This is a genomic window from Pseudomonas sp. HAR-UPW-AIA-41 (assembly GCF_002304225.1).
Classification (GTDB): Bacteria; Pseudomonadota; Gammaproteobacteria; order Pseudomonadales; family Pseudomonadaceae; genus Aquipseudomonas.
In genome coordinates, this window is the sequence record NZ_NSLB01000001.1 from 873,984 (window position 1) to 887,639 (window position 13,656).

At 61.7% G+C, this 13,656-nt stretch carries 16 protein-coding genes; 9 read left to right on the forward strand and 7 right to left on the reverse strand.

All coding sequences use genetic code 11. The features are described 5' to 3' along the window. Positions 1-19 precede the first annotated feature (19 nt). Together CK486_RS04105 and CK486_RS04110 are read left to right on the forward strand one after the other, a co-directional pair. Positions 20-952: an ABC transporter ATP-binding protein gene (locus CK486_RS04105; protein WP_095938991.1), complete on the forward strand. Its 933-nt coding sequence runs from the start codon at positions 20-22 to the stop codon at positions 950-952. Then, the gene (locus CK486_RS04110) at positions 949-1,728 is read left to right on the forward strand and encodes an ABC transporter permease (protein WP_095938992.1); all 780 of its coding nucleotides are present in this window, start codon (positions 949-951) and stop codon (positions 1,726-1,728) included. Before CK486_RS04105 ends, CK486_RS04110 begins: the two co-directional genes overlap by 4 nt. Before the next feature lie 189 nt (positions 1,729-1,917). Here the strand turns inward: CK486_RS04110 and CK486_RS04115 are convergent, their stop codons facing one another. The 3 genes from CK486_RS04115 to CK486_RS04125 all read right to left on the reverse strand — a co-directional run bounded on the left by CK486_RS04115 (position 1,918) and on the right by CK486_RS04125 (position 4,767). Next, the gene (locus CK486_RS04115) at positions 1,918-2,625 is read right to left on the reverse strand and encodes a tRNA (adenine(22)-N(1))-methyltransferase TrmK (protein ID WP_305885191.1); all 708 of its coding nucleotides are present in this window, start codon (positions 2,623-2,625) and stop codon (positions 1,918-1,920) included. Positions 2,626-2,749: 124 nt separating this feature from the next. Then, positions 2,750-4,090 carry a heavy metal sensor histidine kinase gene (locus CK486_RS04120; RefSeq protein ID WP_218192088.1) on the reverse strand — a complete coding sequence of 447 codons (1,341 nt, stop codon included), beginning with the start codon at positions 4,088-4,090 and terminating at the stop codon, positions 2,750-2,752. After that, the gene (locus CK486_RS04125; protein WP_095938994.1) at positions 4,090-4,767 is read right to left on the reverse strand and encodes a heavy metal response regulator transcription factor; all 678 of its coding nucleotides are present in this window, start codon (positions 4,765-4,767) and stop codon (positions 4,090-4,092) included. The genes CK486_RS04120 and CK486_RS04125 overlap by 1 nt, the downstream gene beginning before the upstream one ends. A 167-nt stretch (positions 4,768-4,934) precedes the next feature. On the opposite strand from CK486_RS04125, the gene CK486_RS04130 reads away from it, so the two are divergent. From CK486_RS04130 to queF, 4 genes are all read left to right on the forward strand, one after another. Next, positions 4,935-5,489, forward strand: coding sequence for a plastocyanin/azurin family copper-binding protein (locus tag CK486_RS04130; protein WP_095938995.1), 555 nt, complete (start codon positions 4,935-4,937; stop codon positions 5,487-5,489). After that, the gene (locus tag CK486_RS04135) at positions 5,489-7,225 is read left to right on the forward strand and encodes a copper resistance system multicopper oxidase (protein ID WP_095938996.1); all 1,737 of its coding nucleotides are present in this window, start codon (positions 5,489-5,491) and stop codon (positions 7,223-7,225) included. Before CK486_RS04130 ends, CK486_RS04135 begins: the two co-directional genes overlap by 1 nt. Then, positions 7,209-7,916 carry a copper resistance protein B gene (locus tag CK486_RS04140; protein ID WP_095938997.1) on the forward strand — a complete coding sequence of 236 codons (708 nt, stop codon included), beginning with the start codon at positions 7,209-7,211 and terminating at the stop codon, positions 7,914-7,916. Before CK486_RS04135 ends, CK486_RS04140 begins: the two co-directional genes overlap by 17 nt. Positions 7,917-7,994: 78 nt before the next feature. Further along, entirely contained in the window at positions 7,995-8,825 is an 831-nt protein-coding gene (queF, locus tag CK486_RS04145) for an NADPH-dependent 7-cyano-7-deazaguanine reductase QueF (RefSeq protein WP_095939057.1), read from the forward strand. A 46-nt stretch (positions 8,826-8,871) separates the two neighbouring features. On the opposite strand, the gene CK486_RS04150 is transcribed toward queF, so the two are convergent. Beyond that, positions 8,872-9,132 (reverse strand): DUF4404 family protein, encoded by a 261-nt coding sequence (locus CK486_RS04150; RefSeq protein ID WP_095938998.1) that lies wholly within the window; start codon positions 9,130-9,132, stop codon positions 8,872-8,874. A gap of 73 nt (positions 9,133-9,205) precedes the next feature. Continuing rightward, entirely contained in the window at positions 9,206-9,616 is a 411-nt protein-coding gene (locus CK486_RS04155) for a thioesterase family protein (RefSeq protein ID WP_095938999.1), read from the reverse strand. A gap of 95 nt (positions 9,617-9,711) precedes the next feature. Between CK486_RS04155 and CK486_RS04160 the strand changes: the two genes are divergently transcribed. Further along, on the forward strand, positions 9,712-10,410 hold the full coding sequence (locus tag CK486_RS04160; RefSeq protein ID WP_095939000.1) for a VacJ family lipoprotein: 699 nt from the start codon (positions 9,712-9,714) through the stop codon (positions 10,408-10,410). 63 nt (positions 10,411-10,473) lie between these two features. Here the strand turns inward: CK486_RS04160 and CK486_RS04165 are convergent, their stop codons facing one another. After that, complete coding sequence (locus tag CK486_RS04165; protein ID WP_095939001.1) at positions 10,474-10,773, reverse strand: PilZ domain-containing protein; 300 nt, start codon at positions 10,771-10,773, stop codon at positions 10,474-10,476. 204 nt (positions 10,774-10,977) lie between these two features. Between CK486_RS04165 and rssB the strand changes: the two genes are divergently transcribed. Next, positions 10,978-12,162 (forward strand): two-component system response regulator RssB, encoded by a 1,185-nt coding sequence (rssB, locus tag CK486_RS04170; RefSeq protein ID WP_095939002.1) that lies wholly within the window; start codon positions 10,978-10,980, stop codon positions 12,160-12,162. After that, entirely contained in the window at positions 12,159-12,653 is a 495-nt protein-coding gene (gene rssC, locus CK486_RS04175) for an anti-sigma factor antagonist RssC (protein ID WP_095939003.1), read from the forward strand. Before rssB ends, rssC begins: the two co-directional genes overlap by 4 nt. Positions 12,654-12,724: 71 nt before the next feature. Here rssC and tal read toward each other — a convergent pair whose 3' ends face one another. Then, positions 12,725-13,648, reverse strand: coding sequence for a transaldolase (tal, locus tag CK486_RS04180; protein ID WP_095939004.1), 924 nt, complete (start codon positions 13,646-13,648; stop codon positions 12,725-12,727). Positions 13,649-13,656: the final 8 nt, after the last annotated feature.

Below are 13,656 nucleotides of genomic sequence, written 5' to 3' on the forward strand. Positions count from 1 at the left end.
GCCAGCCAAGTAGTCCTGTATGAGCGCCGCCCTCAGTATTCGTCAGCTGACCAAAACCTACGCCAATGGCTTCAAGGCCCTTGATGGCATTGATCTCGAAGTGGCCGAGGGCGACTTTTTCGCGCTGCTCGGCCCCAATGGGGCGGGCAAGTCCACCACCATCGGGATCATTTCCACACTGGTGAATAAAAGCAGTGGTTCGGTCAGCGTGTTCGGCCATGATCTCGACCGCGATCCCTATGCCCTCAAGCGCTGCCTCGGGGTGGTGCCGCAGGAGTTCAACTTCAGCCAGTTCGAGAAGGTCTTCGACATCGTCGTGACCCAGGCCGGCTACTACGGCATTCCGCTCAAGCTGGCGCGCCAGCGCGCCGAACACTACCTGCAGCAACTGGGGTTGTGGGACAAGCGCGATGTGCCGGCGCGGATGCTCTCCGGCGGCATGAAGCGCCGCCTGATGATTGCCCGCGCGCTGATCCACGAGCCGCGTCTGCTGATTCTCGACGAACCCACCGCCGGCGTGGACATCGAGCTGCGTCGCTCCATGTGGAGTTTTCTCAGTGAGCTCAACGACAAGGGCATCACCATCATCCTCACCACCCATTATCTAGAGGAGGCCGAGCAGCTCTGCCGCAACATCGGCATCATCGATCACGGTCGCATCGTCGAGAACACCAGCATGAAGGCGCTGCTCAAGACCCTGCATGTGGAGACCTTCCTGCTCGACCTCAAGGAAGCGCAACTGGTGGCGCCCCAGCTCAAGGGCTACCCGAGCCAGCTGATCGATGCGCAGACCCTGGAAGTGCAGGTCGAGAAGGATCTGGGTATTACCGAGCTGTTCCGCCAGTTGGCGGCGCAGAAGATCGAGGTGCTGAGCCTGCGCAACAAGAGCAACCGCCTGGAGGAACTGTTCGTTTCCCTGGTCGAGAAAAATCTGGCCAAGGTGGCGAAATGAGTCCCGAGCTGCGTTCCAACCTGATTGCCCTGCAAACCATCGTGATCCGCGAGGTGCGCCGCTTCACCCGCATCTGGCCGCAGACGCTGCTGCCCCCGGCGATCACCATGGCGCTGTACTTTGTCATCTTCGGCCGGCTGATCGGCAGCCAGGTCGGTGGTGTCGGGCCATTCACCTACATGGAGTTCATTGTGCCGGGGCTGATCATGATGTCGGTGATCACCAACTCCTACGGCAATGTGGTGTCCAGCTTCTACAGCAGCAAGTTCCAGCGCAATGTCGAGGAGCTGCTGGTCTCGCCGGTGTCGCCGCATACCATTCTGGTGGGCTATGTGATCGGTGGCGTACTGCGGGGGCTGGCGGTGGCGCTGATCGTGACCTTGCTCTCGCTGTTCTTCACCGAACTGCAGGTGCACCATCTGGGCGTGACCGTGCTGGTGATGCTGCTCACGGCGACCATCTTTTCCATGGGCGGCTTCATCAATGCCGTGTTCGCCAGGAGCTTCGACGATATCTCGATCATCCCGACCTTCGTGCTGACGCCGCTGACCTACCTGGGCGGGGTGTTCTACTCGATCACGCTGCTACCGGAGTTTTGGCAGAAGGTGTCCATGGCCAACCCCATCCTGCACATGGTCAATGCCTTCCGTTACGGCATTCTCGGGTTTTCCGACATCAACATCGGCTGGGCAATGGCGTCCATGCTGGTGGCCGCGGCGGTTCTCTATGGTGTGTGCATCAGCCTGCTGAAAAGCGGGCGGGGCATGCGCCAGTAGTTTTCGGTTGAGTCGCCACTGATCGTTTGCGGCCGTCATCATTGATGGCGGTCCGTCAGCCTTGTAGAGCGGGTCACTGACCCGCGCTGATCGGTGCTAACACAATCGATAGTGCCCGCTGGCTCGGCGCCAAAATGACTTTTGCGGGGATGCTATTCTTCGGCGGGTCACGTCTTTGGCTCATTCGCCCTACGAGCTTGCTTGCGCAAGTAATCCGGTTATCCAGCTTATCTGCTGTTTAAGCGCGTGCAGCTTCTCCTCGGGCACGGCCTGCCGGGCCTGAGTGAGGTGGCTCAGGGTGCGCTGCTTGAGGCGCAAGCGGCGCTGCCACTTGGTGAGGAATGCTTCGCTGCGCTCTTGCAACAGCAGGGGGCCGAAGTACAGCTCCTGATCGGTATAGGGCACCGGCCCGCTGCGTTCGGCAATGATGATTTCGTAGTCGAAGCGGTTTTCCCGCAGTACCTCTTCGGCGAGGATGCGGTAGTCATGCTCCATCAGCCATTGGCGTAGTGGTTGCTCGCCGCCGTTGGGCTGCAGGATCAGGCGTTCGCTGCCGCTGAGGTGTGCCTTGTCGCTATCGAGGATGTCGCGGATCGTCTCGCCACCCATGCCGCAGAGGCTGATCGCGGTGATGGCGTCTGCAGGCTCTATTGCCGCCAGCCCATTGGCCAGGCGCACGCTGATTCGCTCGCTCAGGCCATTCTCGCGCACGCTGCGTTGCGCGGCTTGAAAGGGCGTCACAGCCACTTCGCCGGCCACCCCAGCCGAGATCAGGCCGCGGTTCATCAGGGCGACGAGCAGGTAGCCGTGATCCGAGCCGATATCGGCCAGCCGCGCACCGGCAGGCACATGGGCTGCCACGCGCTCCAGACGCTCGGACAATCGCTGTTCGTTCAATGGCTGCCCCTTATCCGCATGGCCATACGGCTCCCGGTGCCGAATTGGCGCGCGATTGTGTCGTGCAGCGGCGTGCATGGCAAATCCCGTTAACCCGTACGATGGGCAGGTTTTCGCCTATGGCTCAGGCGGGAAGCTCCAGAGTGAAGCGTGTCCAGCCATCGGCAGACTCACAGCGGATCTCGCCGCCATGGGCGCAGGCGATGGAGCGGGTGATGGCCAAGCCGAGGCCGGCATGCTCGGCATTGCCTTCGCGACGGGCCGGGTCGGCGCGGTAGAAACGATCGAACAGGCGCTGGCACTGCTCGGCGGCAATAGTCGCTCCCTGATTGGCCACTTCCAGGCGGCACAGTCCCTCCCGGGTCGATGCCGTCAGACGCAGCTCACCACCGGGCGGGGTGAAGCGCAGTGCATTGTCGATCAGGTTGCTCAGGGCCCGCCGCAGCAGGCCCCGGTCGGCACTGGCGGTGGCCTCCCCATAAACGCTCAGGTGAACCTGACGATCCTCGGCCAGCGGCGTGTAGTACTCGGCCAGCAGATTCAGCTCCTGGCTCAGTTGCAGAGGCTCGCAGCGTGTCGGCAGCAGACCGTGCTCGGCCTTGGCCAGAAACAGCATGTCGTTGACCATCTGGCTGAGCTGCTGCAGCTCTTCCAGATTGTCGTGCAGCGCCTCGAAATACACCTCGATGCTGCGCGGCTGACTGAGGGTGACCTGGGTCTGGGTGATCAGGTTGGACAGTGGTGTGCGCAGCTCGTGGGCAATGTCGGCGGAAAAGCCCGAGAGTCTGGCAAAGGCATCTTCCAGGCGCGCCAGCATGGCATTGAAGGCTTCCAGCATCGGGCGCATCTCGCTGGGAACACTGGCACTGTCCAGGCGCTGGTCGAGCGACCCGGCGGAAATCCGCTGGCTGAGCTGGGTCAGCTGTTGCAGGGGCTGCAGGCCCTGACGGGCCAGCCAGGCACCGAGCAGGGCGGTGGCCAGCGCGGCCAGGCCCATGGTCAGCCAGATCAGTCGTTGCATCTGCTGCAGAAAATGCTGGTGATGACGGATATCCAGGCTCAGGCGCAGTTGCGGTCCGCTTGGCTGCTCTGGGGCAAGCGGGGCCTGCAGGGAGCGCAGTTGCGGCGGCTCATGCTCATGCCCGGCAGGCTGCGCCTGGCTGCTGAACCATGGCTGGCCCTGAGCGCTGAGGATCTGCAGCTGCAGCTCCGGGTGGCGGCGAAGCTCTTCTTGCAGAGCCGGCAGGCGGCTGCTGAGGTTTTCTGCGTTGAGTTCAGGGCCGAGCAACTGGCGATGCACCTCCAGCTTGCTGGCCAGCAGTTGTTCATCCAGTTCGCGGAAGTGCCGCTCACTGGCCTGGTTGAACAGCAGACCGGCGATCAGCGAAACCAGCGCGGTGCTGGCAGCGAACAGCAGTGCCAGGCGCCGAGTGAGCGAGATCCGCTCCAGCGACAGGCCCGGCATCAGCGGCGCAGCTCCAGAACGTAGCCCATACCGCGCACGGTATGGATCAGCGGTACGGCGAAGGCATCATCGACCTTGCTGCGCAGGCGGCGGATGGCCACTTCGATGACATTGGTGTCGCTGTCGAAGTTCATGTCCCACACCTGCGAGGCAATCAGCGACTTGGGCAGCACCTCGCCCTGGCGGCGCAGCAGCAGCTCGAGCAGGGCGAACTCCTTGGCCGTCAGCTCGATGCGCTGGCCGCCGCGTTCGGCACGCCGGCGCAGCAGGTCCAGGCGCAGGTCGGCCAGGCTCAGTTCGGTGTCCTGCGCGGGGCTTTGTCCACGGCGCAGCAGGGTACGGATGCGCGCCAGCAGCTCGGCAAAGGCAAAGGGCTTGATCAGGTAATCGTCGGCGCCCAGCTCAAGGCCATGCACGCGGTCTTCCACGCTGTCTCGGGCGGTGAGAAAGAGCACCGGCATGCGCAGGCCGGCCTGACGCAAATGGGCCAGTAGCTGCCAGCCGTTCTGCCCGGGCAGCATCACGTCGAGCACCAGCAGGTCGTAGTCGTTGTGCAGCGCCAGCTGTTCGCCGCTCAGGCCGTCACTGGCCAGATCGACGATAAAACCGGCTTCGCTGAGACCCTGTTGCAGGTACTGGCCGGTTTTGGGCTCGTCTTCGACGATCAGCAGTTTCATTGCAGCTCCGTAGCGTCAGCAGATCCAAGTCCGCGTCGTTATACCAGTTGCGCCGGTGGGCGCCGCCAAGCTGACAACTTTGTAATCTTTCTGACAGCTTGCCGCCAGAGCTGAGGTCGCATCATCAGTCCATCAATCGTGATGCCAATCCTGATGGAGAACCAATCATGCGCCGTCATCTCTTTGCCCTGTCCCTGCTGTGCAGTCTGCCATTTGCCGCCCAGGCGGCCAGTCCTTCCTACGATTTCGGCAAGCCGGGTGAGGCCACCAAGGCCAGCCGCACCGTGGAAATCAAGCTGGGCGATATGTTCTTCGAACCGGAGTCGCTGGAGGTCAAGGCCGGCGAGACGGTGCGCTTTGTGGTGAAGAACGAGGGCAGCCTGCTGCACGAGTTCAACCTGGGCCGCGCCGCGATGCACGCGCAGCACCAGAAGCACATGCAGCAGATGATGGACAGCGGTGCGATGAGCAGCACCGGCATGAACCACAGTATGCAGGGCATGGACCACAGCAAGATGGGGCATGCCGGCATGGACCCTGCTGTTATGAATCAGGGCGACATGATGAAGATGCATCATGATGGCAACAGCGTGCTGGTCGAACCGGGCAAGACGGCCGAGCTGACCTGGACTTTCGGCACTGCCACCGAACTGGAGTTCGCCTGCAATATGCCGGGGCACTATCAGTCCGGCATGGTCGGCAAGATGAAGGTGGCGCCCTGATGCGGAGCCTCTTAACCACACTGTTGCTGGGCCTGAGCCTGACGGCCCATGCCGGTCGCTACGAGCTGGTGATCGACGAGGGGCGGGTGAATTTCAGTGACGGCTCACGGGAGGCCCTGACCATCAATGGTCAGAGCCCGGCGCCTGAGCTGCGCTTCAAGGAAGGTGAAACCGTCGAGATTGCCGTGACCAACAAGCTGGACCGCATGACGGCGCTGCACTGGCACGGCATCATCCTGCCCTACACGCAGGATGGTGTGCCGGGCGTCAGCTTTCCCGGCATCAAGCCGGGCGAAACCTTCACCTACCGTTTCACCCTGAACCAGTCCGGCACCTACTGGTACCACGCCCATGCCGACTTTCAGGAGCAGGAAGGGCTCTATGGTTCGCTGATCATCGAGCCCAAGAACCGCGAACCTTATCGCTATGACCGCGAGTACACCGTGCTGCTGTTCGACTGGCAGGACGAGAAGCCCGAGCGGACCCTGGCCAACCTGAAAAAGCAGGCCGACTACTACAACGACCAGAAGCAGACCCTTGGCGATTTCTTCGCCGAAGTCGGTCGCAATGGCCTGGCGGCGACCGTCAAGGACCGCTGGGACTGGGGCAGCATGCGCATGATGAAAACGGATATCGCCGACGTCAGCGGCTTCCGTTTTCTGGTCAACGGCCGCGACACTGAGCAGAACTGGACAGCATTGTTCAAGCCGGGGGAGCGGGTGCGCCTGCGCATCATCAATGGCTCGGGCATGAGCTATTTCGATCTGCGTATTCCGGGGCTGCCGATGACGGTGGTGCAGGCCGACGGCAACGATGTTCAACCGGTTGTGGTCGACCAGTTGCGTATCGCCGTGGCTGAAACCTACGACGTGATCGTCCAGCCTAAGGAGGACAAGGCCTACACCCTGTTCGCCGAGTCCATGGACCGCCGCGGCTACGCCAGGGCCACCCTGGCGCCACGCAACGGCATGCAGGCCGAGGTGCCGGCACTGCGCGCGCCGCGACTGTTGACCATGGCCGATATGGGCATGGCCCACGCCGGGCATGATATGGCAGGGATGGACCAATCGAGCATGGCGGGTATGGATCACTCCCAGATGGCCGGGATGGATCACTCGGCCATGAGCGGCATGGATCATTCACAGATGGCTGGTATGGATCATGGCGCGATGAATCACGCGGCCATGAGTCCTAAGGACAATCCGGACTATGCGCCGGGCAGCGGCATCGCCCCTGAGCCGGTAGAAGGCGGGCGGGTGCTGGTCTATGGCGATCTCAAGGCCATGCGCCCGGCCGCCGGTTACCGGGAGCCCGACCGCACCATCGAGCTGAAGCTGACCGGCAACATGGAGCGCTACTTCTGGTCCTTCGACGGAGTGAAATACTCCGAGGCCGAGCCGATCCGCCTGAAGTACGGCGAGCGGGTGCGATTTCGCTTCGTCAACCAGACCATGATGAACCACCCCATGCACCTGCATGGCATGTGGATGCAGCTGGACAAGGGTAATGGCCGCTTCAACCCGCTGAAACACGTGGTCAACGTGGCGCCGGGCCAGACCCTGGAGGTGGATGTGCCGGTCGATGCCCGCGGTGAGTGGGTGTTCCACTGCCACCTGATCTACCACATGGCCAGCGGCATGTTCCGCAAGATCGTGATCGAGGACGAGGCAGGTAATACCCAGCCCTTCTACAGCGAAGAAAAGGCCCAGGAGAGCGAACATGCGCAGCATCACTAAACTGGCGCTCGGCCTGGCTGTGGTCATGCCGGTGCAGGCGATGGAGCAGCACATGGACGCCATGCCGGTGGCCAACCTGGCCGTCGATCATCTGGAGCAGCACTTCGACGGTGACGATCAGGCGCTGAGCTGGGAGCTGGAGGGCACCTACGGCAACGACCTGCACAAGGCGGTGCTGAAAAGCAGTGGTGAGCGCGCCGACGGCGGGCCCACCGAGTCCAGTGAAACCCAGTTGCTGTACCGGCGCATGGCCAGCGAGTTCTTCGACTGGCAGGCGGGCGTTCGTCACGACGACCAGCCGGGGCCGTCGCGCAGCTATGCGGTGCTCGGCCTCAAGGGGCTGGCGCCGCAGTGGATCGAACTCGACACCAACCTGTTCGTCAGCGAGCGCGGTGATGCCTCGCTGCGCGTGGAGGCTGAATATGAGCTGTTGCTGACCCGGCGCTGGGTGCTGGAGCCCAAGCTGGAGTACGACCTGGCGCTGGACGATGACCGTGACCTGGGTATCGGTGCCGGTGGCAGTACCCTGGAAGCCGGGCTGCGCCTTAACTACCGGGGCAGTCCGCAGTTCTCACCCTATGTCGGCTACGTCTGGGAGAAAACCTACGGCCGTTCGGCTGACTGGTTGCGTGCCGAGGGTGAGCATGACGAGGAGGGCGCCTGGGTGCTGGGGCTGCGCTTCTGGTTGTAGTCGCTTCATCCGCTGCAAGGAGATGGCGCGGGCATGGAGTACAATGCCCGCCGTTTCTCGATTCTCAGGCCCGTTGCCATGCATCATCCCGCTGAACATTCGCCGCTGGGCAAGTCCAGCCAGTACGTCAGTCAGTACGCGCCCGAGCTGCTGTTCCCCATTCCCCGTGCCGCCAAGTGGGCGGAGCTTGGGCTTGTGGCCGGTCAGCTGCCTTATCAGGGCGTGGATATCTGGACCTGCTTTGAACTCTCCTGGCTGCTGCCCTCGGGCAAGCCTGTGGTCGCCATTGGCGAGTTCCGTATTCCTGCCGACTCGCCGAACATCATCGAGTCGAAGTCGTTCAAGCTGTATCTGAATTCGCTGAACCAGACGGTGTTTGCCGACCGTGCGGCACTGCAGGCGGTGCTGGTCAGGGATCTGTCAGCCTGTGCCGGCGCGCCGGTGGCCGTGCAGGTGTACAGCCTGGCCGAGATGACCGAGCAAGGGCTGGCGCCGGCGCCCGGAAGCTGCATCGATGAGCTGGAAATCAGCGTTACCAGCTATGACCACCCCCAGCCCGAGCTGCTGCGCTGCGACCCGGCGAAGGTGGTCAGCGAGACGCTGCACAGTCATCTGCTCAAGTCCAACTGCCCGGTTACTCATCAGCCGGACTGGGGCACGGTGGTGGTCGAGTATCAGGGCGCCAGGCTGGATCACGCTAGCTTCCTGGCCTACCTGGTGAGTTTCCGCCAGCACGCGGATTTTCATGAGCAGTGTGTCGAACGCATCTTCCTCGACCTCCAGCGTCTGCTGCAGCCGCAGTCGCTGACGGTGTATGCGCGTTATGTCCGGCGTGGCGGTCTGGACATCAATCCGTATCGCAGCACTGGGGATCAGCTCCCCGATAGCCGGCGCCTGGTACGCCAGTAAGCAAAAAGCCCGCAACTGCGGGCTTTTTGCTTACTGGCGCGGGGGTTCAGATGCCCATATTGGCCAGGCTCTGCATCACGCTGCGCAGGGTGCCGGCGAGGGTAGGGTGGCTTACCTCGAAGCGCTCGACAGCCAGGTTGAGCTCGTCGACCAGGCTGTCCTGATTGATGGCCTGATCGAGCAGTTGCTGTTCGATCTCCTGCAGCAGGGCAAACAGCTCGGCGCGCTCTTCGGCGTCCACCGGTGGGGCGTTGTTCAGTTCGTCACGCAGGGCCTGCAATTGTTGGTGCAAGGCGGAATTGGGCATGGTCGGCTCCCTTAACAGGCAAATGGCTTGCTAAACAGATTACTGCAGCTGCGCGTGATGCGCCTGATTTGTATCAAGCCGCGCCCATGTGTGCGCGCAGTGCATCCGGAACGGGAACCGAGCGATCCGTGGCGTGATCGATCCACACCAGCTTGCAGTAGCCTTCGCCACAGCAGACCTGCGGTTGCTCTTCCGTGCTCAGACGGTGTTCGATCACCAGACTGCTGCGCCCGACCGGGCCGGCGTAGAGATCGATGATCAGGGTGGCCGGGTACACCACCGGCTTGAGGTAGGTGTGCAGGGTCTGCAGTACCACCGGGCCTTCGGGTACATGGTCCATGGCGATGCCTAGGCTGGCGAACCAGGCCACGCGCGCCTCCTGGATGTATTCCAGGTAGGTGGTGTTGTTCACGTGGCTATAGCTGTCCATGTCGCCCCAGCGCACGGCCAGGCGGTGGCGAAACAGCAAAATCTTGTCGTTCATCTGCTCTCCCTGGCAGCTGTCAAAGCGGCGAGCGGGCTTTATACTGCCGCGCAGTGCTCGCGGCTAGTGCCCGCTGATCGAAGAGGAGTGTTGCAATGCCCATGGAGCAAACCTGGAAGGTTCTGCCGTCTCGTCTGCTGGCCTGCGCCGTGCTGGCGGCTCTGCCGATGCTGGCCCATGCTGCCGAGGAAGATCCCTGGGAGGGCGTCAACCGCAGCATCTTCACCTTCAACGATACCCTGGATACCTATGCGCTGAAGCCAGCTGCACAGGGCTATCAGTACGTCACGCCGCAGTTTCTTGAAGACGGCATCCACAATGTGTTCAACAACATTGGCGATGTCGGCAACCTAACCAACAACCTGCTGCAGGCCAAGTTCGAGGATGCCGGCGTCGACACCAGCCGACTGATCTTCAACACCAGCTTTGGTTTGCTCGGTTTCTTCGACGTGGCCACGCGCATGGGCCTGCAGCGCAATGACGAGGACTTCGGTCAGACCCTCGGCGCCTGGGGCGTCAACAGCGGGCCTTATGTGGTGCTGCCGCTGCTTGGCCCAAGCACCGTACGTGACACCGCCGCGATTCTGCCGCAGAGCTACCTGCAACCCTATGGCTACATCGACCACGTGCCGACGCGTAACGTCACTCGTGCCGTTGATGTGGTTGATACCCGGGCCAGTCTGCTGTCTGCCGAGAAGCTGATCAGCGGTGACAAGTACAGCTTCATCCGCAACGCCTACCTGCAGAACCGTGAGTTCAAGGTCAAGGATGGTCAGGTCGAAGACGACTTCTGATCGTTGCTGAATATGAAAAAGGCGGCCTAGGGCCGCCTTTTTCATATCTATCTGGTGTGCGAGCTAGCGCATCGACAGGATGGCCAGACCAAGCATCTGCCGGCCATCGTCCATAGCAGTGACCCGTACTACTTCTGCCTCGGCATCCAGGCCGCGCAGCTCATTGTGATCGGATGGGATATGCACGGTCACCCGGGCACCATGCGCCAGTTGCGCCTTGATTTGTACCTGCATGCCGGTACTGGAAAGGTCCAGGCAGGTAGCGGGTGTTTGCAGGCCATCATGGTGCACCACCACCGGCGTTTCCACGCGCATGCGGATGAAATCACGTTTCTCGCTGTAGGCTCGATCGCTCAGGCTCATAGACGAATTCTCTCTTGTAGTGATGGAGGCTCCCCTCGTTCTTATACCCCTGCTGGTTTTGGGGTGTAAAGCGGGCCGGCGACGACCGGTTGCTCGCTTGAATCGAGCCGCGGATGGGAGTACCGTCTGCGCCGTGTCGACACCTGAAACCGCGCCCCGGAAGGCTCGGGGCTCAGCCAGCATGGACCCTTGCGCGGACTGCCAATGCAATCAAACAGCGCCACTTTGCTGATCATCGATGACGACGATGTCGTCAGGGCCAGTATTGCAGCCTATCTGGAAGACAGTGGTTTCAAGGTTCTGCAGGCCAACAATGGCGTGCAGGGACTGGAGTTGTTCGACCGCGAGCAGCCTGATCTGCTCGTCTGCGATTTGCGCATGCCGCAGATCGATGGCCTTGAGCTGATCCGCCGGATCACTGGCAAGGCCAGCGAAATCCCTGTGATTGTTCTCTCCGGTGCTGGCGTCATGAGTGATGCCGTGGAGGCCTTGCGTCTGGGCGCCGCGGATTACCTGATCAAACCCCTGGAGGATCTGGCCGTACTGGAACACTCGGTACGTCGTGCTCTGGATCGCGCCAACCTGCGCTTCGAGAACCGTCGTTACCGCGAGAAGCTGGAAACCGCCAACCGCGAGCTCAAGGCATCGCTCAGCCTGCTGCAGGAAGATCAGAACGCCGGGCGTCAGGTGCAGATGAACATGCTGCCCGATACGCCTTGGGAAGAGGGTGAGTTTTCCTTCGCGCACCTGATCATTCCGTCGCTTTTTCTCTCCGGCGACTTTGTCGATTACTTCCGTGTCGATGAGCGGCGCATTGCCTTTTACCTGGCCGATGTCTCCGGGCATGGCGCTTCATCGGCATTCGTCACCGTGCTGCTCAAATTCATGACCACGCGGCTGCTGTTCGAGGCCAAGCGCAACGATGCCTTGCCCGAGTTCAAACCCTCGGACGTGCTTGCGCATATCAACCGCGGGCTGATCAACTGCAAGCTGGGCAAGCATGTGACCATGCTCGGTGGCGTGATCGACGAGCAGACCAGTGAACTGACCTACTGTGTCGGCGGCCATCTGCCGCTGCCGGTGCTATACAGCGAAGGTCAGGCGCAGTATCTGGGCGGGCGCGGCCTGCCTGTCGGACTGTTTGCCGAAGCCACCTACACCGATCATCAGCTGAAACTGCCTCAGCGCTTCAGTCTTTCGCTGTTTTCGGACGGCATTCTTGAGGTGCTGCCCGGCGACAGTCTCAAGCAGCGCGAAGCTGTTCTGCCTCAACTGATCGAACAGGCCAACGGGAATCTGAGCGAGTTGCGGCAGATTCTCGGGCTGGCCAAGAAGGGCGATATGCCGGATGATATTGCAATGCTGGTGTTAAGCAGGAACCTTGCATGAATCCTGGGAATAGTCCCGGTAAGATCCAGTTCGCCGAGCAGTCGGGCACTTTCGTTCTCAAGTTTGTTGGCGAAGTGCGCCTGACGCTGTGTTCGGCGCTGGATGCCACCATCGAGAAAATTTTTGCCGCGCTGAACTTTACGGCGATCATCATTGATCTGACCGAAGCGCAGAGCGTCGACAGCACCACCTTGGGCCTGATGGCCAAGCTGTCCATTCTGTCGCGGCAGAAGGTTGGTCTGTTGCCCACTGTGGTCACCACCAACCCCGATATCACCCGTGTGCTGCAGTCCATGGGCTTCGATCAGGTATTCAATATCGTCGACACCCCGCTGCCGTGCCCTGACTGTCTGGCTGATCTGCCGTCGCAGGATCAGTCCGAGGAAGTGGTCAAGGCCAAGGTGCTGGAGGCGCATCGCATTCTTATGGGGTTGAACGACTCCAACCGTGATGCGTTTCACGATCTGGTCAGCGCCCTGGAGCGTAGCTAGGCTGCTTTTTCCCGGATTAACCGTTTACGGTTTTTCACTGCTGCGGCGCCCATTGGGCGCCGCTGTTGTTTTCAGTTCAGGCTGGCGAGCAGGCGTTCGAGCTTTTCCTGATCGCGGGCAAACAGGCGGATGCCTTCGGCCAGCTTCTCGGTGGCCATGGCATCCTCATTATGCTTCCAGCGGAACTGTGCTTCGCTGAGTGTTTCGCGCGCATCCTCGCAGCCGCTGGCGCTGAGTCGGCCTGTCAGGCTTCCCTGATCCTGGCCCAGTTGATCCAGCAGGTCCGGGCTGATGGTCAGGCGGTCGCAGCCGGCCAGCGCCTCAATCTGACCGACATTGCGGAAGCTGGCGCCCATCACCACGGTCTTGAAGGCATGGCTCTTGTAGTAGCGGTAGATGCGTGCGACCGACTGGACGCCTGGATCGTCGTTACCGGTGAAGTCGCGACCCTCGGCTTTTTTGTACCAGTCATAGATACGGCCAACGAACGGCGAAATCAGGAACACCCCGGCATCGGCACAGGCCTGGGCCTGGGCGAAGGAAAACAGCAGGGTCAGGTTGGTCTGAATGCCTTGTTGCTCCAGCTCACGTGCGGCGCTGATGCCTTCCCAGGTCGCGGCAATCTTGATCAGCACGCGCTCACGACTGACGCCGGCTTCTTCGTACAGGCTGATCAGGCGCTGAGCGCGCTGCAGGGTGGCGTTGCGTTCAAAGGACAGGCGTGCATCCACTTCGGTGGAGATGCGCCCGGGGATTACGCCGAGGATTTCCTTGCCGACGCTTACGGCAAACCGGTCGCAGGCCAGGTTGAGATCAGTTGCGCCGCTTACCGCCTGGCGCAGCAGGTCCTGGTAACGGGGCAGGGCGGCGGCCTTGAGCAGTAGCGACGGGTTGGTGGTGGCATCCACCGGCTGCAGTCGGGCAATTGCGTCCAGATCGCCGGTATCGGCCACCACGGTGGTCAGTGCTTTGAGTTGGTCCAGCTTGGAAGTCATGACGAAAC